Annotated in this window: 20 protein-coding genes and 1 riboswitch; of the genes, 12 read left to right on the plus strand and 8 right to left on the minus strand. The window is 69.9% G+C overall.

All coding sequences use genetic code 11. The features are described 5' to 3' along the window. Positions 1 to 30 precede the first annotated feature (30 nt). On the minus strand, positions 31 to 660 hold the full coding sequence (locus ACWEVR_RS01630; protein ID WP_452465396.1) for an MspA family porin: 630 nt from the start codon (positions 658 to 660) through the stop codon (positions 31 to 33). A 638-nt stretch (positions 661 to 1,298) separates the two neighbouring features. Between ACWEVR_RS01630 and ACWEVR_RS01635 the strand changes: the two genes are divergently transcribed. Together ACWEVR_RS01635 and ACWEVR_RS01640 are read left to right on the plus strand one after the other, a co-directional pair. Then, a complete protein-coding gene (locus ACWEVR_RS01635) occupies positions 1,299 to 2,642 on the plus strand; it encodes an ATP-binding protein (RefSeq protein ID WP_378668391.1) in 1,344 nt (447 codons plus the stop codon). A 252-nt stretch (positions 2,643 to 2,894) separates the two neighbouring features. Next, the gene (locus ACWEVR_RS01640) at positions 2,895 to 3,530 is read left to right on the plus strand and encodes a response regulator (protein WP_067491188.1); all 636 of its coding nucleotides are present in this window, start codon (positions 2,895 to 2,897) and stop codon (positions 3,528 to 3,530) included. Between the two features lie 23 nt (positions 3,531 to 3,553). Here the strand turns inward: ACWEVR_RS01640 and ACWEVR_RS01645 are convergent, their stop codons facing one another. Continuing rightward, entirely contained in the window at positions 3,554 to 4,687 is a 1,134-nt protein-coding gene (locus tag ACWEVR_RS01645) for a serine/threonine-protein kinase (RefSeq protein ID WP_356984917.1), read from the minus strand. A 188-nt stretch (positions 4,688 to 4,875) separates the two neighbouring features. Between ACWEVR_RS01645 and ACWEVR_RS01650 the strand changes: the two genes are divergently transcribed. The 3 genes from ACWEVR_RS01650 (at position 4,876) to ACWEVR_RS01660 (ending at position 8,388) form a co-directional block, all read left to right on the plus strand. Further along, positions 4,876 to 5,631: a hypothetical protein gene (locus ACWEVR_RS01650; protein WP_357147100.1), complete on the plus strand. Its 756-nt coding sequence runs from the start codon at positions 4,876 to 4,878 to the stop codon at positions 5,629 to 5,631. 207 nt (positions 5,632 to 5,838) lie between these two features. Beyond that, positions 5,839 to 7,341 (plus strand): DNA polymerase Y family protein, encoded by a 1,503-nt coding sequence (locus ACWEVR_RS01655; RefSeq protein WP_452465681.1) that lies wholly within the window; start codon positions 5,839 to 5,841, stop codon positions 7,339 to 7,341. Between the two features lie 135 nt (positions 7,342 to 7,476). Next, positions 7,477 to 8,388 carry a sucrase ferredoxin gene (locus ACWEVR_RS01660; protein WP_452465397.1) on the plus strand — a complete coding sequence of 304 codons (912 nt, stop codon included), beginning with the start codon at positions 7,477 to 7,479 and terminating at the stop codon, positions 8,386 to 8,388. A 64-nt stretch (positions 8,389 to 8,452) separates the two neighbouring features. Here the strand turns inward: ACWEVR_RS01660 and ACWEVR_RS01665 are convergent, their stop codons facing one another. Next, the gene (locus tag ACWEVR_RS01665; RefSeq protein ID WP_452465398.1) at positions 8,453 to 9,403 is read right to left on the minus strand and encodes an SDR family NAD(P)-dependent oxidoreductase; all 951 of its coding nucleotides are present in this window, start codon (positions 9,401 to 9,403) and stop codon (positions 8,453 to 8,455) included. A 131-nt stretch (positions 9,404 to 9,534) separates the two neighbouring features. Here ACWEVR_RS01665 and ACWEVR_RS01670 point away from each other — a divergent pair, with 131 nt between their 5' ends. From ACWEVR_RS01670 to ACWEVR_RS01685, 4 genes are read left to right on the plus strand one after another with little or no spacing between them, the layout of a single operon-like run. Next, a complete protein-coding gene (locus tag ACWEVR_RS01670) occupies positions 9,535 to 9,990 on the plus strand; it encodes a hypothetical protein (protein ID WP_084457285.1) in 456 nt (151 codons plus the stop codon). Between the two features lie 50 nt (positions 9,991 to 10,040). Next, positions 10,041 to 13,568: an error-prone DNA polymerase gene (locus ACWEVR_RS01675; protein ID WP_452465399.1), complete on the plus strand. Its 3,528-nt coding sequence runs from the start codon at positions 10,041 to 10,043 to the stop codon at positions 13,566 to 13,568. Positions 13,569 to 13,612: 44 nt separating this feature from the next. Next, on the plus strand, positions 13,613 to 14,527 hold the full coding sequence (locus ACWEVR_RS01680) for a DUF4349 domain-containing protein (protein ID WP_452465400.1): 915 nt from the start codon (positions 13,613 to 13,615) through the stop codon (positions 14,525 to 14,527). Then, positions 14,487 to 14,711, plus strand: a complete 225-nt coding sequence (locus tag ACWEVR_RS01685) for a DUF167 domain-containing protein (protein ID WP_452465401.1) — start codon at positions 14,487 to 14,489, stop codon at positions 14,709 to 14,711. Before ACWEVR_RS01680 ends, ACWEVR_RS01685 begins: the two co-directional genes overlap by 41 nt. Here the strand turns inward: ACWEVR_RS01685 and ACWEVR_RS01690 are convergent, their stop codons facing one another. Beyond that, positions 14,712 to 15,176 carry a tRNA (cytidine(34)-2'-O)-methyltransferase gene (locus tag ACWEVR_RS01690; protein ID WP_067491179.1) on the minus strand — a complete coding sequence of 155 codons (465 nt, stop codon included), beginning with the start codon at positions 15,174 to 15,176 and terminating at the stop codon, positions 14,712 to 14,714. Positions 15,177 to 15,237: 61 nt separating this feature from the next. Here ACWEVR_RS01690 and ACWEVR_RS01695 point away from each other — a divergent pair, with 61 nt between their 5' ends. Then, positions 15,238 to 15,564, plus strand: a complete 327-nt coding sequence (locus ACWEVR_RS01695; protein ID WP_243749857.1) for a DUF3017 domain-containing protein — start codon at positions 15,238 to 15,240, stop codon at positions 15,562 to 15,564. Here the strand turns inward: ACWEVR_RS01695 and ACWEVR_RS01700 are convergent. Next, entirely contained in the window at positions 15,557 to 16,204 is a 648-nt protein-coding gene (locus ACWEVR_RS01700; RefSeq protein ID WP_452465402.1) for a nitroreductase family protein, read from the minus strand. The genes ACWEVR_RS01695 and ACWEVR_RS01700 overlap by 8 nt on opposite strands. A 69-nt stretch (positions 16,205 to 16,273) precedes the next feature. On the opposite strand from ACWEVR_RS01700, the gene ACWEVR_RS01705 reads away from it, so the two are divergent. Beyond that, positions 16,274 to 16,648, plus strand: coding sequence for a winged helix-turn-helix transcriptional regulator (locus ACWEVR_RS01705; RefSeq protein ID WP_452465403.1), 375 nt, complete (start codon positions 16,274 to 16,276; stop codon positions 16,646 to 16,648). A gap of 20 nt (positions 16,649 to 16,668) precedes the next feature. On the opposite strand, the gene ACWEVR_RS01710 is transcribed toward ACWEVR_RS01705, so the two are convergent. After that, positions 16,669 to 17,628, minus strand: a complete 960-nt coding sequence (locus ACWEVR_RS01710) for an oxygenase MpaB family protein (protein ID WP_452465404.1) — start codon at positions 17,626 to 17,628, stop codon at positions 16,669 to 16,671. A 151-nt stretch (positions 17,629 to 17,779) separates the two neighbouring features. On the opposite strand from ACWEVR_RS01710, the gene ACWEVR_RS01715 reads away from it, so the two are divergent. After that, positions 17,780 to 18,415 carry a TetR/AcrR family transcriptional regulator gene (locus tag ACWEVR_RS01715; protein ID WP_067641313.1) on the plus strand — a complete coding sequence of 212 codons (636 nt, stop codon included), beginning with the start codon at positions 17,780 to 17,782 and terminating at the stop codon, positions 18,413 to 18,415. A gap of 6 nt (positions 18,416 to 18,421) precedes the next feature. On the opposite strand, the gene metX is transcribed toward ACWEVR_RS01715, so the two are convergent. Continuing rightward, on the minus strand, positions 18,422 to 19,567 hold the full coding sequence (gene metX / locus ACWEVR_RS01720) for a homoserine O-acetyltransferase MetX (RefSeq protein WP_067641315.1): 1,146 nt from the start codon (positions 19,565 to 19,567) through the stop codon (positions 18,422 to 18,424). After that, positions 19,564 to 20,880, minus strand: a complete 1,317-nt coding sequence (locus tag ACWEVR_RS01725; RefSeq protein WP_067641316.1) for a bifunctional o-acetylhomoserine/o-acetylserine sulfhydrylase — start codon at positions 20,878 to 20,880, stop codon at positions 19,564 to 19,566. Before ACWEVR_RS01725 ends, metX begins: the two co-directional genes overlap by 4 nt. 76 nt (positions 20,881 to 20,956) lie before the next feature. Beyond that, positions 20,957 to 21,067: riboswitch (SAM riboswitch) on the minus strand. Between the last annotated feature and the right edge of the window lie 45 nt (positions 21,068 to 21,112).

Raw genomic sequence — 21,112 nt, forward strand, 5'->3', positions numbered from 1 at the left:
CCCGGCGCGGGTGCCGGGTTCCCGGTTCGGTTACAGGAACATGGTGTCGCCGAAGACCGAGTTCGTGGCCTCGACCTGACCGGTTCCGGCGGTGACCGTTGCCCAGGAGTAGACATTGAGCGGACCGCCGCAGTTGCCGACCATCAGGTGGAAGTCGCGGTTCACCAGGTAGGTGGTGCCCGAGCTCAACGGCATCGATCCCATGTCGATCTTCTTGATCTCGCCGGGGGCCATCGACAGGCTCAGGTCAAGACCCGCCGAGATCGACGGACCGATATCGACCGAGCCGTCGGGACCCGACGAGCCGAATCCGACGCTCGCCCCCGCATCCACCGAGATCCCGCCGTCGAGGCCGACCGACAATTCCAGGTCGACGGCACAGGCCACGAGGTAACCGGAGCTGAGGTCACCGGTCGCGCCGGGCGGTGCGGTGACGTAGGCGGTGTTGTTCAGGAACACCTCGCGGTTGGTCGGCATGGCGTTGAGCGGGGGGACCAGCCGGTAGGACTGGTCGGTGTGGCCGATGGTGAGCTGGAAGCCCTCGGGGCCGTGGTAGGTCGATTCGTGCGGTGCCATCGGCGTGGCCGAGGCGATCGGTGTCATCCCGAGAGTGCTCAGTCCGATGGTCGCGGCACCCAGCACGGTGGTGATGATGTTCACGTGTTCCTCCCCTGAAGCGGCGGCCGTGGTTCCGGCCTGCCATCAACGTAGGAAGATCATCTGTGTCCGGGCTTTCGAAATACCGGTGTGATCGCTGAAAGCCCTGCTGGGGGCGGCACTTTCGGTTTTCCGGTCCGGCATCCGCCGCCGGTTCTGCCCGGCCGCACCGGTTTGCGGATAGCCGCAGGCCATCGGTGATTTTTGTCCGGACCGGACAGGGTGCGCCGCAGGTCGGCACGGAATCGGGGACATCGGGGCACAGATCAGGGTCTTTCCTGATGTCGGCTACCGCTCGCGCGTGCCAGTATCGAAGTATGGATCCGTCTGTTCCCACCCGCACCGCCGCCCAGGGGCTACCCGGGCCCGGCTTCGCCCCCGGGATCAACGGCTCCGCGCGCATGCCGGGGCCCGTGGCGCCTCGGCCGAGTGGCAGGCGGTATCGCGAAGCTGTCCGGCAGTACCGCCGAGCGCAGCAGTTCGGTGCCGGCCCGGAGTACGGCGGGGCTCAGCAGTACGGTGTCGCCCCGCAGTACCGTCCTGGCGTGCAGTACCCCTCGCCACCGCCGTACCGTCCGGCCGTCGGCTACTCGCCGGTCCCTCCGCAGGGTTACGGCGTGCCGCGCGGGTATCTCCCCGGTGTGCTTCCGGTTCCCGCGTCCGAACCCGGCGACCCGGCGTCGCCGACGACTCCCCGGCTGGTCCGGCGGACCGGTGGCCGGGTGATCGGTGGCGTCGCGGGCGGCCTGGCCGATCACCTGGGCGTCGACGTGTTCAAGGTGCGGCTGGCGTTCGTGCTGCTGTCCGCGCTGGTCGGTGCGGGCCTGGTGGCCTACGGCCTGCTGTGGATCTTCACCCCGGCCGGTGGCGACGCGACCGCACCCACCGGCGACGAGCGCAGGCAGGCGATCGGGCTCGCGCTGCTCGGGATGGTGCTCGCGGTCACCGTCGGCTGGTTGTTCCAGGGCACGGCGGCGAAGGTGATCGTGCCGGTCGTCGTCGTCGCGGTCGGCGCCGCCCTGGTGTGGCGTGAATACGATGTGGCCGCACCGGGACCCCGGGCGCTGTTCGGGTTGCCCGCGCGACCATCGGTGGTCACCTGGTCGCGCATCGTAGCCGGGGCGACGCTGATCGTGTTCGGCCTCGGCGTCGTCGTGCTGGCCCGAATCGACCTGAGTTCGCTCGGTTCGGCCTTGATCGCGGTGGCGGTCACCCTGGTCGGCGCCGGCCTGCTCACGGTGCCGCTGTGGCTGCGCATGGTCCGCGCGCTCAATGCCGAACGCGGCGCCCGCATCCGCAACGAGGAGCGCGAGGAGATCGCCTCCCACCTGCACGACTCGGTGCTGCAAACCCTCGCGCTGATCCAGCGGCAAGCCGAAGATCCCCAGGAAGTGTTGCGCCTGGCCCGCAGCCAGGAACGCGAACTGCGCAAATGGCTCTTCGACGATGCCGCGCCCGCGCATTCGAGCCTGTCTGCCGCCCTGCGCACCATCGCAGGCGAGGTGGAGGACCAGCACGGCGTGAAGGTCACCCCCGTCACCGTCGGCGATGTCGCGATGGACCCCGGTGACACCGGCGCCGGGCTGCCCAAGGAGCACTTCACGGCCCTGCTCGGCGCTACCCGCGAGGCACTGGTCAACGCGGCCAAGCACGCCGACGTGCCCGAGATCGACCTGTTCGCCGAAACCGAACCGCACCAGGTGAGCATCTTCGTGCGCGACCGCGGTGCCGGTTTCGACGTGTCGTCGGTGCCCGCCGACCGGCGCGGGATCGCCAAGTCGATCTGCGCGCGCGTCGAGCGGCGCGGCGGTACCGCCGAGATCGACTCGACCGTCGGGCGCGGTACCGAGGTGCGGATCGTCATGCCGCGCACCGACTCCGGTTCCTCCGAGCCGAGCGACGAGGAACAGCCGACCGACGCCGATTCGCCGACCGTCGCTCTGCGTCTGGACCAGGCGCACCGTGATCATCCGGTCGACCGCTGACGGCCGGGTTGCACGGCTCGGACATGGTGGTGGCGGTGGGAGGGCACCGTCGCGCCGCTCGGATGTCGTGATGTGGCCGTGGAGGGTCCGGTTGCGGACGCGCGGATGTCGTGGTGTGACCGCTGATGGTCCGGTTGCGTCGCGCGGACATCATGATGGGGGCGCTGATGGCCCGATCGCGTCGCCCGGACATCGTGGTGTGGTACCGATGAGCATCAGGTTCGCGGTTCGAATGAGGAGTCTCGAGTGAGTGTGCGGGTGTTTCTGGTCGACGATCACGCGGTCTTCCGGTCGGGGGTGCGAGCGGAGCTGAGCCGGGAAGCCGACATGGAGGTGGTCGGTGAGGCCGGGGCCGTGGCGGAGGCCGTCGCCGGGATCGATGCCGCGAAACCGGATGTGGTGCTGCTCGATGTGCACATGCCCGACGGCGGCGGTGTCGCGGTGCTGAGCGGAATCGCCTCGGGCCCGGTCTGTTTGGCGCTGAGCGTGTCGGACGCGGCCGAGGACGTGATCGCGGTGATCCGGGCGGGCGCGCGCGGGTATGTCACCAAGACTATCTCCGGCGCCGAGCTGGCCGACGGCATCCGCCGCGTCGCGGGCGGTGACGCGGTGTTCAGTCCACGGCTGGCCGGTTTCGTCCTCGACTCGTTCACCGGTCGCTCCCCGGTCCCCGAGCCCCCGCTCGACCCCGAATTGGACTCACTGACCCCACGCGAACTGGAAGTCCTGCGTCTGCTCGCCCGCGGATACACCTACCGCGAGATCGCCGAAAGCCTGTTCATCTCGGTGAAAACCGTGGAGACCCATGCCTCGAACGTGCTGCGCAAAACCCAGCAGTCCAACCGCAACGCACTGACCAGATGGGCCCATCGCCGCCGCATCGAATGAGCGGCCCCCGGGCGAGGCAGCGCCTACATCACCGCGATGATGAGGGCGATGAGGATGACCAGGCCGATCAGCACGCCTGCGCCGATCGCCAAGGGCGCACCGTTGGGCAGGTCGTCGAAGAAGCTGCCGGTGCGTTGGGGGCGCGCGGTCTGCGCGGCGGCAAGGGGTGCGCGGTGCGGGCGGGGCAGCGGCTGGGCGTTGGGGCTGCGCACGCCGCTGGCGCCGCTGCGCGACGCCCAGGCCGGGATGGTGCCGTCCTCGGTGCGCAGCGGGACACCGAGAATGTAGGCGCCGGTGCCGGGACCGAAAGCGGCCGTGAGGATCTCGTCGCGGGCCTCGGCCATGGTCGGGCGGCGCTGCGGCGCGGGCTCGAGCATGTGCAGCAGCGGCTGGGTGAGGATGCCGCTGCGGGTGGGCGGGATGATGCGGCCCATCGCGGCGCGGGTGACCACGTCGTTCTCGTCGTCGTCGAAACCGAAGGGCGGTTGACCCTCGAGCGCGGTGTAGAGGGTGGCGCCGAGGGAGAACACGTCGCTGGCCTCGGTGGGCTGGGCGCCACGCGCCACCTCGGGCGGCAGGTAGGCGGGGGTGCCGGTGATCACGCCGTCGGGTTCGTCACCGTGCGGGTCGCCCGCGCCACGGGAGATGCCGAAGTCGCTGAGTTTCGCCTTGCCCAGGTCGGGGCCGCGGTCGGCGACGAGGATGTTGCCCGGTTTGATATCGCGGTGCACGATGCCCGCGGCGTGGGCGGCGGCGAGCGCGTCGGCCACCTGCGCGCCGATCTGGGCGACCTCCACCGCGGGCAGTGCGTCCACCAGCGCGAGCGCCTTGGCCACACTGCGCGAGGGTAAGTACTCCATGACGAGCCACGGCTCGCCCGCTTCGATCACCACGTCGTAGACGGCGATGGCGTGCTCGTGCGACAGCTTGGCCGCCACCCGGCCCTCGTGCACGATGCTGTTGCGCACCCGCTCGGCCTCGGCCTCGCTCAGGCCGGCGGTGGTGAGCACCTGCTTGATCGCGACTTCCCGGTTGAGCAGCCGATCGGTGGCCAGCCAGACCGCGCCCATGCCACCCCCGCCCAGCTTCGACTGCAGGCGGTAGCGGCCCGCGACCAGGTAGTCGGGGCCGATATGGGGGCGAGCACGTTCGGTCACGGGTGCGAGGGTAGCCGAATCTGCCGCTGACTGGCCGGGATCTTCCCTGTGGACAGGGACAGGGGCGCCTGTCACGCTGGTCGCGATCGAACGTATATTCGAATACGATCGATAGCTGGAACGGTGCTGTCGTTTCGGTGACGAGCGGTTCGCCGCTCGCGGGTCCATCGTGGAAGTAGGTGGTGTTGATGGGTTCGAACGGTTTGCCGCCCGAGCCGGGTACGCGCGAGCACACGCTCGACGAGTTGCGCAGGCGGATGGCCTCGGTGCCGGGGCGCGGTGCGTCGGTAGCCGCGCATATACCCCGTGAACAGCCACTTCGCCGCGATCTGCTGCCCGTTCCCGCGCCGTTGGCCGACCTGCTTCCCGACGGCGGACTGCCGAAGGGGTCGGTGGTCGCCTACTCCGGTGCGCACTCGCTGCTCACCGGTCTGCTCGCCGCGGTCACCGCGGGCGGTGGCCACGCGGCCGTGGTCGGGCTGCCGCGGCTCGGTTTGCTGGCCGCCGCCGAGATGGGTGCGCAGCTGTCGCGGCTCGCCGTCGTCCCCGACCCGGGTCCCGACCCCGCCGAGGTGGCCGCGGTCCTGCTCGACGGCCTGGACCTGGTGGTCCTCGGCCTGCACGGCCTCGCCGTCCCCCCGGCTCGCTGCCGCGTGCTCGCCGCTCGCGCCCGCAACCGTGGCACCACTCTCGTCGTCGCGGGCGGTGAGTGGACCAACCCGGCGCTGCGCCTGGACACCCGCGTCGCCGGTTACGACGGCCTGGGCCCCGGTCGCGGGCGCCTGCGCTCGGTCTGCCTCGACGTGCGCGTCAGCGCCAAGGCGGGCCCACCCCGCCAGGGCCGCATGGACCTGTGCGCCCGTGCGGGCCGCACCGAATGGCTGGCCCGCGAGAACGTCGCCCGCCCAACCGAAGTGACCGCCTTACGCGAGGCCGTGTCGTGACCCCGCGTCCGTTGCCCACCTTCGCGCGATGGGCATGAACATCTCCGTCGCGCACCCCGCACCCCTCGACCGGGCGCGATCGACCGCCGTCCGCGGGGACCGTGGTGTGGGGCGGGACCGTGTGGTCGGGGTGTTGTCGTGAGGCGCGCTGACCGGGTGGTCGCGGTGTGGTGCCCGGATTGGCCTGCCGTGGCTGCGGCGGCCGGGATGGGGGTGGCGGCGCAGCGGCCGATCGCGGTGTTGCGGGGGAACCGGGTTGTCGCGTGTTCGGCGATCGCGCGGGCCGAGGGGGTGCGGCGTGGGATGCGCAGGCGGGATGCGCAAGGCTGCTGTCCGGAACTCGTTGTGGCCCAGGATGATCCGGATCGGGATGCGCGGCTGTTCGAGCCGGTGGTCGCGGCTGTCGATGCCACCGTGCCGGGGGTCGAGGTGTTGCGGCCGGGGCTGATCGTGCTCGGGGCGCGGGGTGCCACACGGTATTTCGGGTCCGAGGAGGCGGCGGCGGAACGGTTGATCGATGCGGTCGCGGTGGCGGGCGCCGAAGCCCAGATCGGGATCGCCGATGCCATGTCGACGGCGGTCGTCGCGGCCAGGCGCGGCGCGATCGTCGAGCCGGGGGAGGGTGCGCGCTACCTCGCGTCGCTGCCCGTGTCCGAGCTCGCGGCCGAACCGAGCCTGGCCGCACCGGACCGCGCCGACCTCACGGACCTGTTGCACCGCTTGGGGTTACGCCGCATCGGCGACTTCGCCCGGCTCGCGCCGGCCGAGGTGACGTCCCGGTTCGGTGCCGACGCCGCGCACGCCCATCGCATGGCGCGCGCCCTCCCGGAGCGCCCGCCTTCGGCGCGCAGAGCTGCCCCGGAACTGACCGTCGAGCTGGCCTGCGACCCACCCATCGACCGGGTCGACGCGGCCGCCTTCGCGGGCAGGCAGCTGTCCACCCGCCTGCACGCGGCCCTGTCGGCGGCGGGGGTGTCGTGCACCCGGCTCGCCGTCACCGCCCGCACCGAGACCGGCGAGGAACTCACCAGGATCTGGCGGTGCGCGCGCCCGCTCACCCCACCCGACACCGCCGACCGGGTCCGCTGGCAACTCGACGGCTGGCTCACCCATCGCGCCCGCCCGACCGGTCCCATCGTCGCGCTCACCCTGGAACCGGTCGAGGTGGTCGCCTCGGGCGCGTTGCAGCTGGGTCTGTGGGGCGGTGAGGGGGAACAGACCGAACGCGCCAGGCGCGCGCTGGTGCGAGTGCAGGGTCTGCTCGGTGGTGAAGCGGTGCGCATCGGTGTGCTCAGCGGCGGTCGTGGCCCCGCCGAACGCATCACCATGATCGCCCTCGGTGACGAACTCACCCCGAGCGCCGACCCCGCCCACCCGTGGCCCGGCCGCCTCCCCGAACCGGCCCCCACCCTGCTCCTGCTGCACCGCCCCACCGTCCACCTGACCGCCGCCGACGGCACCGAGGTCGGCGTCACCGACCGAGGCCTGTTCACCGCCGACCCCGCGATCCTGCGCTGGGGCCGCAAACAGTGGTCCCTGCTCGGCTGGGCAGGACCCTGGCCGGTCGTGGAACGCTGGTGGTCCGCCGCCGAACACGCGACCACGGCCGTCCGCGTCCAGGTCCAGCTCGACGCCCGCCCCACCGAGATCCGCGCGGTCCTGCTCGTCCACGACGAGCAGAACTGGCATGCCGAGGGGGTCTACGAGTAGCACCGCGCGATCCCCTCGGCCGTGGGCTTCGCTGTCACCGCTGCTCAGCGAGGGTGTGAACCGTGCACTGCCGGGCGCCTCTACAGTGAACTCCGGTCAGGGACCGACCCGGCGAGCGAGGAAGGAGGCGCGGTGATGAATCCGTTCGAGGGCATGGTGTGTTCGGCGGCCGCCGCCGACCTTCCGCTGCTCGGTACGGCGGTGCACGCCACGGGGTGGCTGTGTATCGAGCATCCCGGGGCGTGGGGGCGCGATGTGCTGGGTGACGAGGTGCTCGGGCCGGAGATCACCGCCGAACTGGCCGCGCGCACGTCGGCGGCGAAGGTGCGCCCCACCTTGATCCGCCGTCCCGGACGCTACGAGTTCACCGGCACGCGCACGGTGCTGCTGGCCAGTGCGCGGCCCGAGGGCTCGTGGTGTGTGCGGTTCGAGATCACCGACCTGCGTGAGCTTTTCGATATCGATCTGCACCTGGTGGACGGGCCTGCACCGGAAATCGGTGTGCCGGTCGACGATCCGATCGTCCTGGTCTGCGCCCACGGCAAACGCGACCAGTGCTGCGCCCGCCTCGGCCGCCCGATCGCCGCCGCCTTGGCCGCCGAACAGCCCGGCCGCGTCTGGGAGGCGTCCCACACCGGCGGCCACCGGTTCGCCCCCGCCGTCGTCCTGCTCCCGTCGGGCCTCACCTACGGCCGCGTCGACATCCCCGCCGCCCGCGACCTGCTCGCCGCCGCCGACACCGGCGAGGTCTCCCTCACCGGCCTGCGCGGCCGCAGCTGCTACCCGCCGATCGCCCAGCTCGCCGAAGTCGCTGTCCGCGAACAGGTCCAGGCCCCCGCCGACGCCCTCACGGTCACCCTCGACCCCACCCCCACGCACGACCCGACCCTCGCGGGCGCCGCCGTCGTCACCCACCGCGACGGCCGCCGCTGGCGCGTGACCACCCGCTCCGCCTCCGCCCCACCCCGCCAGGCCAGCTGCAACGCCAAACCCAAACCCGCCGGCTACCTCGAACCGGTATCCATCGAACAACTCCCCACCCTCTGACTCACGCGCACCGAGGTCCTTTCTCGGGAAACGCCGCCACCAGAGCGTGGTGCTCTCGAAACGGCTACCAGTGGGTCCCGGGGACCCAGCGGGCGGCACGGCGGACGGCGGCGCCCGCGGCGGTGCGGACGGGGGATTTCCTCGGCTCCGGCTCCGGCTGCGGTGCCGGGGGTGCGGGGTCGGGATCGGGGGTGCTCGCCTCGCCCTTGGCCGCGGGGGAATCCGGGATGGCACGGTAGTAGCGGTGCAGGATGCGGTCGCGGAGTTTCGGGGTGAACAGGGCGCCGTACTCGGCGAGGGTGCCGAGGGGGACGTCGATGCGTTTGGGGCGTTCGGTGAGGGCGCGGACGATGGTGGCCGCGGCCCATTCCGGTGATTCGACGGGACCCTGTTCACCGGTCGGGGCGATCATGGGTGTGCGCACGAGCGGCATGTGGATGGTGGTGAAAGTGACCCCGTCGGCGAGGGTCTCGACGGCCGCCACCTCGGTGAACTTGTCCAGCGCCGCCTTGCTGGCCAGGTAGGCGGAGAAGCGCGGCGTCGCCACCTGCACGCCCGCGCTGGAGATGTTGACGATGTGGCCGAAGCCGCGTTCGCGCATCTGCGGCAGCAACGCCATGGTCATCCGCAGCGCGCCGAAGTAGTTGACCGCCATGGTGCGCTCGTAGTCGTGCAGGCGGTCGGTGGAACGGTGGATGGCGCGGCGGATGGACCGGCCGGCGTTGTTGACCAGCATGTCGACGTGATCGTGCTGGTCGAGGATGGTCTTCACGGTCGATTCGACGGATTCGGCATCGGTCACATCGCACTGGTAACCGTGCGCCTGCCCGCCCGCCGCGCGGATCTCGTCGACCACCTGGGCCAGCTCGTCGCCGCGGCGCGCCAGCAGCACGACGACGGCGCCTTTGTCGGCCACGGCGAGGGCGGCGGCCCGTCCGATGCCGGAGGACGCGCCGGTGATCACCACGTGCCTTCCGGTGAGATCGCGCCGGTTCTTCGGGGAAACCTGGGACATCACTGCTCCTTTGCAGCTCGCTCCCTCTAACTTACTTCAAAGTAAGTTACGCGACCAGGGCCTGTGAAAAACTCGAAAATATGTTCGAACGCCTCTGGTGGATATTCGAACGTATGTGCGATACTGGGGGCATGGCGGACGATCGGATGGCGGACATCTATGCCGCGGTGCGGCTCGGCGGATTCGACCCGGCGGCGGCGCGCGCGGCGCTGACCCGGCTCTGGGACGAACTAGGGGAGGGCGGCGACCCGTTGCATCGCTGCGTGGTGGCACATCACCTTGCCGATGTGCAGGAACTACCCGAGGGCGCCTTGCTGTGGGACCAGCGGGCCCTGGCCGCGGTGTTCGGGCCGGGCATCCCGCTGGACGAGGGGCTGCGCGGATTCCTGCCCTCGCTGTACCTGAATCTGGCCGACAGTCACCGCCGGGTAGGCGATTTCGACATGGCGCGTATGCAGCTGACCATCGCCCGTGGCCACCTGGACGTGCTCGCCAACGATGCCTACGGCGCGGTGATCCGGGCGGGTCTGGCCCATGTGGAGGCGGCGCTGGAGTCGCAGTCGATGGAGCGGTTGCCTGCGAATTGAGGTGTCGGGCAGGGCAATCGAGGTGAGGGGGTAGGGAGAGGAGCGGGTGCGTGGGTTGGAGCAACGGGCCGCCGACCTGGTCGGAGCTGGAACGGGTGCTCTCGGGCAAACCGAGTGCCCGCCCGGCCGAGGAGATGCACCCGGGCGATGGGGGCGACAGCCCGGCCTGGTCGCGCAAACGCGGCGAATACCGTGCTCCCGAACTGGAACTCCCGGCGGGCCCGGCGGTGCCCTACGCCGAGCTGCACGCCCACTCGGCCTACAGCTTCCTCGACGGCGCGAGCCCGCCCGAGGAGCTGGTGGAGGAGGCGGTGCGGCTCGGCCTCGAGGCGCTCGCGCTCACCGACCACAACGGTTTCTACGGGACCGTCCGGTTCGCCGAGGCGGCCAGGGAATGGGGAATGCCAACGGTTTTCGGTGCCGAACTGTCACTGGGAACCGATGCGGAGGCGGCGCCGGGCCGAGGGGATGCGGTCCGGCGCCGTACTGTTCCGCGCGGCGGTTTACGCGAGATCGGCGATTCGCGCGACGCGTCGTCAGGCCGCCGGAATCGCCGCCCCGGGCACGTGGCTGCCCCGAATTCGATGCCACGCACCGGTTTTCCCGACCCGGCGGGCCCGCACCTGCTGGTGCTGGCCCGGGGTCAGGAGGGTTACCGTCGCCTATCCCGCGAGATGGCCGCGGCGCATATGGCGGCGGGGGAGAAGGGTGTCCTGCGATACGACCTGGACACGCTCACCGCCGCGGCGGGCGGCCACTGGCACATCCTCACCGGTTGTCGCAAAGGTCACCTGCGCACCGCCCTCGAACAAGACCTGCTCGCGGGCGACACCGACCTGCCCAAAGCCGAAGTGGCGCTGCGTGATCTGGTCGAACGGTTCGGTGCCGACCGCGTGAGCGTGGAACTCACCCACCACGGCATCGCCACCGACGACGAACGCAACGGCTACCTGGTAGCCCTCGCCGACCGGCTCGGGCTGTCCGTGTTGGCCACCACCGGTGCGCATTTCGCCGCGCCCGCCCAGCGTCGGCGTGCCATGGCTCTTGCCGCGATCCGCGCCCGCAGCAGCCTCGACGAGATGGCCGGCTGGCTGGCACCCACCGGCGGTGCCCACCTGCGCTCGGGCGCGGAGATGGCGCGGCTGTTCACGGCGTACCCGCACGCGGTGACCAACGCGGCGGCGCTGGCCCGCGAATGCGCCTTCGATCTCGGCTTGATCGCGCCGAAACTGCCACCGTTCGAGGTGCCACCGGGCCACGACGAGAACTCCTGGTTGCGTGAGCTCACCTACCGCGGCGCCGCCGAACGATACGGATCTCCTGAACGCAACCCCGAGGCGTACGAGCAGATCGAGCACGAACTCGCGGTGATCCGGCAACTGGAGTTCCCCGGCTACTTCCTCGTCGTGCACGACATCGTCGAGTTCTGCAAGCACAACGACATCCTGTGCCAGGGCCGTGGGTCCGCGGCCAATTCCGCGGTCTGCTTCGCCATCGGCATCACCAATGTCGATCCGGTCGCCAACAATCTGCTGTTCGAGCGGTTCCTCTCACCCGAACGCGACGGCCCGCCCGATATCGACGTCGACATCGAATCCGACCGGCGGGAAGAGGCCATTCAGCACGTCTACGCCAAATACGGCCGTGACTACGCGGCTCAGGTGGCGAACGTGATCACTTATCGCGGCAAGTCGGCCGTGCGCGATGCCGCCCGGGCGCTCGGCTTTTCGCCCGGTCAGCAGGATGCGTGGAGCAAGCAGGTGAGCCGCTGGTCCGGGGTGAGCCAGGAGACCGGTACCGATATCCCCGATGCCGTGCTCGAGCTCGCAGGCGAACTCGACGGTCTGCCACGGCATCTGGGCATCCACTCCGGCGGCATGGTGATCTGCGATCGCCCCATCGCCGATGTGTGTCCGGTGGAATGGGCGCGCATGGCGGGCCGCAGCGTGCTGCAGTGGGACAAGGACGACTGTGCGGCGGTCGGCCTGGTGAAGTTCGACCTGCTCGGCCTCGGCATGCTCTCGGCCCTGCACTACATGATCGACCTGGTGCGTGAGCACAAGGGCGAGCAGGTGGAACTGCACGCCCTCGACCTCACCGAACCGGCCGTATACGAGATGCTGCAGCGCGCCGATTCGATCGGGGTGTTCCAGGTGGAATCGCGTGCGCAGATGGCGACCCTGCCACGGCTCAAGCCGCGAAAGTTCTACGACCTGGTGGTCGAAGTGGCGCTGATCCGGCCGGGGCCTATTCAAGGTGGCTCGGTGCATCCCTACATCCGCAGACGCAACGGCAAGGAGCCACCGGTCTGCGACCACCCGGCGCTGGAGAACTCGCTGTCGCGCACCCTCGGCATCCCCCTGTTCCAGGAGCAGCTGATGCAGATGGCCATCGATGTCGCCGGTTTCAGCGCCGCCGAAGCCGACCAGCTGCGCCGCGCCATGGGGTCCAAACGCTCACCGGAGAAGATGGAACGGCTCAAGAGCCGTCTCTACCAGGGCATGCGCGAGCTGCACGGCATCACCGGCGACCTCGCCGACCGCATCTACGAAAAGCTCTACGCCTTCGCCAATTTCGGTTTCCCCGAAAGTCATTCGCAGAGCTTCGCCGCGCTGGTGTTCTATTCGTCGTGGTTCAAGCTGCACCACCCGGCCGCGTTCTGCGCCGGGCTGCTGCGCGCCCAGCCGATGGGGTTCTACTCACCGCAGTCGCTGGTCGCCGATGCCCGCCGCCACGGCGTGCTCGTGCACGGTCCCGACATCAACGCCAGCCGCGCCGAACCCACCCTGGAGAACGCTGGCACCGAGGTGCGCCTCGGTCTGGCCGCCGTCCGCCACATCGGCGACGACCTCGCCGAACGCCTCGTCACCGAACGCACCGAGCACGGCCCCTACACCTCGATGCTCGACCTCACCGCGCGAGTGGGATTGACTGTCGCCCAAGCGGAATCCCTCGCCACCGCAGGCGCCCTCGACATGCTGGTCGACACCCATCCGTCGTCGGCTGCGAGTGGGGCCGTGGTGGACGGCGGCGGGTCGGTGCGGGGTACGCGGGGCAGCAGTGTGCGGCGGGCCGCGTTGTGGGCGGCGGGTGCGGCGGCGGGGGAGCGGCCCGATCTGCTGCCCGGGACCGGGGCGGTGACGCAGGCTCCGTCGCTGCCCGGGATGAGCGCGCTCGAGCTGGCCGCCGCCGACGTGTGGGCGACCGGTATCTCGCCCGGTACCTATCCCACCGAATTCCTTCGCGCCCATCTGAATTCGCTCGGTGTGGTGCCCGCCGCCGACCTGCTGCTCGTCGAGGACGGTTCGCGCATCCTCGTCGCGGGTGCGGTCACCCACCGGCAGCGTCCGGCCACCGCCGCCGGTGTCACCTTCCTGAATCTCGAGGACGAGACCGGCATGATCAATGTCGTCTGCTCGGTCGGGCTGTGGACCCGCTACCGGCGCCTGGCCCAGAGCGCGACCGCCCTGCTCATCCGTGGCCGCATCCAGAACGCCGAGGGGGTGGCGAGCCTGGTCGCCGAGCATCTGGAACACCTCGACCTGCGCATCGTCGCCCGGTCCCGCGACTTCCGCTGAGCACTCGCCCCCGTTCGGCGCCCACAACGCATTACGCTGCGACCATGCGCAAGCTTGCCGTGGTGATGATCGCGTTGCTCGGACTGGTGTTCCTGGTCGGGTGCGGAGACGATGAAGCAGGCGTTCGAAGTCCCGAACCCGGGGCTCTCGACGCGTCCGCTCCCGCGGTAGCACCCGGTTTCAGGGAGGGCGCGCCGTCGAAAGAAAGTCCCGCGCCGTCGGATTCGTCGACTCGCAAAGAGGTGATCACCGGCTCGGTCGACATCACCGCCGACGACCCGATCGCCGCCGCGGGCACCGTCGTCGATCGGGTGACGGCGCTGAACGGACGCGTCGACAGCCGCACCGAACAGCCCGGCACCGACAAGCGGGTCGCGCGCGCCGTGCTGAGCGTGCGGGTGCCCGCCGACAAGACCGACGCCTTCATCACCGACCTCGGCGACGCGGGCACGGTCACCGAGATCAGCACCAACCGCGACGACGTCACCATGCAGTGGCAGGACCTCGACGCCCGCATCAATGCCCTGCGCGCCTCCGTCGACCGGCTCAAAGCGCTGATCGCGGGCGCGAACAACACCGCTGACCTGATCGCCGCCGAGGAGGCGCTGTCGAGCAGGCAGGGCGAACTCGACAGCCTCACCGCCCAGAAACGCAGCCTCGACGACCAGGTGGCCCTGTCGACCCTCACGATCACCCTCACCGCCGAGAAGAAGCAGGCGCCGGGCGAGCCCGACTCGTTCTGGGACGGCATCGTCTCCGGCTGGAACTCGCTGGTCGACTGGCTGCACGACGCGGTCGTCTTCGCGGGCAAGGCGGTGCCGTGGCTGGGCCTGTTCGCCCTGCTCGGCGGCGTGCTCTACGCAGTCCTGCGCGTTGTCCGCCGGAAACCGCGATCCCACACCGCGAAGGAGACCCCCGGTGCCCACAGTGCGGGCGACGATCAAACCGAACAGCCGTAAAGGCCCGTTGGTCGAAACCGCCGCCGACGGCACCCTCACCCTCTACGTCCGCGCCCCCGCGACCGAGGGCAAGGCCAACAAGGCCGCCATCGAACTGCTCGCCGACCATTTCGGCGTCCCCAAGTCCACCGTCCACCTCACCGCGGGTGCCACCTCCCGCTACAAACGCTTCGAGATCGACTGATCAGACCGCGTCCGGAAACCCGTGCTGCCGCCACGCCTCGTACACCGCGACGGCGGCGGTGTTCGACAGGTTCATCGAGCGGCGGCCGGGCAGCATCGGGACGCGCACCTGGTCGGTGATGTGCGGATCGGTGAGAACCTCCGGCGGCAGGCCCGTCGGTTCCGTGCCGAACAGCAGGATGTCGCCGGGCTGGTAGGCGATGTCGGTGTAGCGGGTGGTGGCCTGGGTGGTGAACGCGAAGACCCGCTGGGGACCGATTGCTGCCCAGGCCGTTTCGAGGTCGGGGTGCACGGTGACCGAGGCCAGATCGTGGTAGTCCAGCCCCGCGCGGCGCAGTTTCGATTCCGACAGATCGAACCCGAGGGGCTCGATCAGGTGCAGCGTGCATCCGGTGCCCGCGACCAACCGGATCGCGTTACCGGTGTTCGGCGGGATCACCGGCTGATGGAACATCACATTGAACACCCGCAGCAGGGTAGCGGGCCCCTGTGTGCGGACAGCGCGCCGCACTGCGACAATCGGCATCGTGAACGAGGCGCAGACCACCGGCAAGCATCGCGTCGTGCGGCTGAGCGCGTGGCAGCAGTACCTGCGCAGCCACCTGCCGATGACCGTGGTGAGCGTGCTGATCGTGATCGCGATCGCCTTCGTCGCCTGGGACCGCTGGCGCCGCGGCGCCCTCATCTTCGGCAGCGCGGCTCTGGTGGCCGCCGCGTTCCGCTTGTGCCTGCCGACCGTGCAGGTCGGCCTGCTCGCGGTTCGCAGCAAGCCCTTCGACGTCGCCTGGCTCACCGCTCTCGGCAGCGCCATCGTCTTCCTCGCGGCCACCATCAACACCCTCGGCGTCAGCTGAGCGTCGGGTAGCGCTCCGCGAACACCGTCTGCGGACGGGTCCTGCGCCCGGGATGCGGCGGGGTCCCGGCGCCGTATCCGACGGTCACCAGCACGGCGATCGCCAGGTCCGACTCCGGGTCGATGTCGATAGCGCGTTTCACCGCCGCCTCGTCCCACCCGTTCATCGGTGCCGACGCCAAGCCGAGCCCGGTCGCGGCGAGCATGACGTAGGTGGCCGCGATCATCGCGTTCTTCACCGCGTTCTCGCGCAGCAACCCCCGCTCGCTCAGCGAGTGGTATTCCGCGCGCCCGTCGAACATCGCCCGGAACTCCTCGTTCCACGCCCCATTGGCGACGGCTCGCTCCGCGATATCGTCCTGGGCGCCACGCCAAGCGTGCGGGTCGGCGACGAATACCAGCACCGCGGGCGCCTCCAACGGCTGCGGCTGCCCGAATGCGGCCTCCGACAGGGCTCGTCGACCCTGCTCGCTGCGTACCAGGACGATCGACCGGTCCTGCATGTTCCATGCGCTCGGCGCCTCCACGACCAGGTCGAGCAGCTCGTCGAGGACGGTGGGCGGGATCGGGTCGGGCCGGTAATGGCGAACCGTGCGGCGAGTGCGGATGGCGTCGGTGACCGAAAGTGTCTGCGTGATCATGTTTCTAACTATCGGAGAGTTACATCCGATAGGGAAGTAGGCACCTGAAAGTGCGTTAAGCTCGATCAGGTGGCCACCATTCACGAACTCAGCGGACTACCGGCCGACGTGTACTCGGCGAAATGCCCGACGCGCGAGGTACTCGACACCATCGCGGGGAAATGGACCGTGCTGCTCGTCGACGCGCTCGCCGAGGGCACCCTGCGCTACACCGATCTGCGCCGCCGCATCGACGGCATCTCCCAGAAGATGCTCACCCAGACCCTGCGCCAGCTGGAGACGGACGGGTTCGTCGAACGCACCGTGTATCCGACGGTTCCGCCGCGCGTCGAGTACACCCTCACCGATCTCGGCCGCAGCCTGCGCGAACCCATCACGGCCCTGCGCGAATGGATCGAGACGAACATCAATCGCATCGAGGACGCCAGGCGCCGCACGGCGTAGTCATCCAATCAGCTTGCTGATCAGGCGGTTTCGCTCACTCGAGACTCCGCCCACAGGCTCGCGTCGCCCTTGCTGCCGTAGAGCTTCCTGGCTCGCTGCGGCGTGATCGTCGCCGGCGTTTCCGGCGGTGCGGACGAGGCATGCGCGGCCAGGATCTGTCCCGACATCGGCGCGATATACGGCGCGGCCTTGATCATCGCCCAGTTGTCGCGCCGCGCGGCGGTCCAGGCGATCGCCTTCGCCGGAATCCGCACCAGCGGGTCGACCACCGGCGGAACGGCGAACCGGCCGAGGGTCCGCATCCACCGCGGCAGGCTCGGGATGCTCGCCAGCGAGAGCAGTCTGCTGCCGATCGCGAAGTGCCGGCCTTTGCTCGGCGGCGTCCACAGCAGGTAGTGCATGCCCTCGACGGCCCGCTCGGTGACACACAGCCGCGGTCGCACCCGGTCGAAATAGGCGCGAACCTCGGCGCGATTGCGCGGCACATCGGCCGGCTTGCAGGTCTGCAGCTCGGCGGCGACCGCGCACTCGGCCCAGTAGCGGTCCTCCTCGTCGGGGCTCAGTGGTCCCGGGCCGTACATCTCGTAGGCCTTGAGAACGGAATGCCAGCCGGTGATGTGGATCCACAGCTGGGAGTCGGGGCTGTTGGCGCTGTAGCGCTTGCCGCTCACGGGTTCGATACCCGTCATCGGCGCGTGCACCCGCATCAGATGCTCGGCGGCCTGGACGGCGGTGCGTCCGTCACCCACCGCGACCAGCAGGAAGTAGGCGAGGGTGTGGTCGAGGCGGGTGGCCGGATTGTCGTAGATGCCGTGCGAGTCGGCCACGGCGGCGGTCAGGAACGGGTCGAAGTGTTCGAGGGTGACCGCGCGCTGGAAACCGATCAGCGCGGTCGGTGCCGCCCAGACCTTCCAGCTGGGGGAGCCCGGCCCGAAGAATCCGTAGTCGTCGCGGCGCAGGGTGGTCGGATCGAAGGCCATGGCACGTGCTCCTTTGCACAGCTGAGGCGAACCTCGCAATGAATACAACGCAACCGTAGCAATTGCTCGTATCGAATGCAACGGTTGCGTAGGATTTCTGTGCCCGGCAGGCGAGGTATCGTCGTCCGGACGGAGAGGCAGGTGAGAACCGATGACCGCCACGCGCGATCAACGACCGCGCCGCCGCTATGCCCCGCGCCTGCCGCCGGAACAACGCCGCGCGCAACTGCTCGACGCGGCGTTCACCGTGCTCGGCCGGATGGAACTGCACGAACTGAGCATGGAAGCCGTCGCGCAGGAGGCCGGTGTCGGAAAACCGGTGCTGTACACGGTGTTCAAGACACGTGCCGAACTCGTCGAGGCCCTGCTCGAGCGGGAACGTGAACGCGGGCTCGAGCAGATCGCCGACACCCTGCCGCAAGACCTGCTCGGAGTCGATCCGGTGGCGGCCGCCTCGGCGACGGTCGAGGCGTTCGTCGATGTGGCACTGGCGAATCCGACCCGCTGGCGACTGATCCTCGCCACCCCGGCCAGCGCGCCCGCCGAATACCGTGCCGCGCTGCGCGATTCCCGGGCCGACATCCTCGACCGGGCGCAATCGCTTGTCCGCGTGGGGATCTCGCTGTCGCCACGCTGGTCGGGCATGGATGCCGAACTGCTGGCGAACTCCACGCTCACCGTCGCCGAGATGCTCGGCAGGCTGGCGGTGAGCTCGCCGCAGGAATACCCGCGCGAACGCCTCCAGGCCTACGTGCGGTCGATCGTCGCGTTGCTCACCGCGTCCTGAACGCGCTCAGCGGTTTTCGCGGGCCAATCGCATCGTCTCGGTGAGCAGTTTGGATACCGCCGCCGCCTCGGTGAGGAAGCCGTCGTGCCCGTCACGGGAGTGCACGATCTCCAAACCCGCACAGCCGGGCAGACCTTCGGCCAGCTCGGCCTGAGTGTGCAACGGGTACAGGCGATCCGAGTCGACACCGCCGACCACACACGGAACGGGGGTGGACGCGAGCGCGGCGGCCACACCACCGCGGCCGCGACCCACGTCGTGCCGGTTCATGGCCTCGCTGAGCAGCACATAGGTGGCCGGGTCGAAGCGCTGGCCGAGCTTGTCGGCCTGGTGCTCGAGATAGCTCTGCACCGCGTACCGGCCGCCCGCCCACGGGTCCTCGTCACCCTGCGCGTGATTGGCGAAGCGGTGCTCGAGTTCGCCCTCGGTGCGGTAGGTGAGGTGGGCGATGCGCCGGGCCAGGCCCATGCCCGTCATCGGCGCGCGCCCGGTGCCGTGATAGTTGCCGTCCTGCCAGTCCGGGTCGGCGGTGATGATGGCCATCTGGGTGGTCTGGGTGCCGATCTGATCGGCGGTGGCGCGTGCACCGACGGCGAGCACCAGTGCCGCCGACACCCGCTGTGGATGCCCGATGATCCACTCGAGCACGCGCATGCCACCCATCGACCCGCCGACGACGGCACCGAGCCGCTCGATGCCGAGCAGGTCGAGCAACTGTGCCTCGGCGGTCACCTGATCGCGAATGGTCACCCAGGGAAACCGTGCGCCCCAAGGCTTTCCGTCGGGTGCGAGGGACGACGGGCCCGTGCTGCCCTTACAGCCGCCGAGCACATTGGTGGCGATCACACACCATTCGTCGGTGTCGATCGGCGCGCCGGGCCCGACCATGCCCTCCCACCAGCCGGGCGCCCCGTCGGGCCCACCGACGACATGGGAGTCGCCGGTGAGCGCGTGTTCGACGAGCACCACGTTGTCGAGCGTGGGGGAGAGCTCACCCCACCGTTGCACCGCCAGCCGCACATCGGGGACGACGGCGCCGTTCTCCAGCGTCACGTCCCCGATGGCGACCACGCCGAGTCGCCCGTCCGGTGGTGGCAGCAGGGCCACCCCGGTGCCGGGACGGGTGATCGGCGATTCGGTGCTCACAGTCACGTCGTCGCCGCCGCGAAACCGGCCCGCAGATCGGCCAGGATGTCGTCGATTCCCTCGATACCCACCGCGAGCCGGACCAGGCCGGGAGTGACGCCTGCGGCCAGCTGCTCCTCCGGTGTCAACTGCGAGTGCGTGGTCGACGCCGGGTGGATCACGAGAGAACGCACATCACCGATGTTAGCCACATGGCTGTGCAGGCTGAGCGCGTCCACGAACTTCTTGCCCGCGTCGACACCGCCTGCCAGCTCGAACGACACGATCGCGCCCGCACCCTTGGGCGCCAGCTGCTTGGCCCGCTCGTGCCAGGGCGAGGACTCGAGTCCCGCGTAGTGCACCGCGTCGACACCGGGCTGCGCGGCGACGAACTTCGCCACCTCCACCGCGTTGCTCACGTGCCGTTCCACCCGCAGGCTCAGCGTCTCGATGCCCTGGGCGATGAGGAAGGCGTTGAACGGTGACACCGCCGCGCCGAGGTCGCGCAGCAACTGCACGCGGGCCTTGAGCGCGAACGCCGGTGCGCCGAGATCGGCGAAGACCGCGCCGTGGTAGCTCGGATCGGGCTCGGTGAAGCCGGGGAACCGGGCGTTGCCCTCGGCGTCACGCACGGTCCAGTCGAAGGTGCCGCCGTCGACGATCACGCCCGCCACCGCCGCGCCGTGGCCACCGAGGTACTTCGTGGCCGAGTGCACCACGATGTCGGCGCCGTGGGCGAGCGGCTGGATCAGGTACGGCGTGGCGACGGTGTTGTCGACGATCAGCGGCAGCCCGTTCTCATGAGCGACACCGGCGATACCCGGGATGTCGAACACCGCGCTGCTCGGGTTGGCGATGGTCTCGCCGTAGAACGCCTTGGTGTTGGGGCGGATGGCGGCCTGCCACTGCGCGAGGTCGTCGGGATCCTCGACGAACGACACCTCGATGCCGAGCTTGGGCAGCGAGTAGTGGAAGAGGTTGTAGGTGCCGCCGTAGAGGTGCGGGCTGGACACGATGTGGTCACCGGCGCCTGCCAGATTCAGGATGGCGTAGGTCTCGGCCGCCTGGCCCGAGGCCACCAGCAGCGCCGCGACGCCGCCTTCGAGGGCGGCGACTCGCTGCTCCACCGCGTCCTGGGTGGGGTTCATGATCCGGGTGTAGATGTTGCCCGGTTCGGCGAGCCCGAACAGCGCGGCGGCGTGTTCGGTGTCGCGGAAGGTGTAAGAGGTGGTCTGGTAGATCGGCAGTGCCCGCGCGTTGGTGGTCGCGTCGGGGGCCTGGCCCGCGTGGATCTGCTTGGTCTCGAACGACCAGTTCTCGGGCAGGGCGGCGTCGGTCATGGTCAATGCTCCAGGGTTGTGCGTCAGGGTTCAGCTGGGGCGGATCGACGGACAACAACACATGGGGGCCTCCTGAAATGCGCGCTTGCTCCCGACCTTCGGGAGCCCGGTCATCACCCGGAGCACCCCACCGCAGCTGGAGGGTTGCCGACCAGCGAGCCGGGGCTTCGCGCTGGTACTCATGACCTTGGACGACATGTTAACCGGACATCACGCCGGTGGGGAAACTTCC

The sequence above is a fragment of the Nocardia sp. NPDC003979 genome, assembly GCF_053605015.1.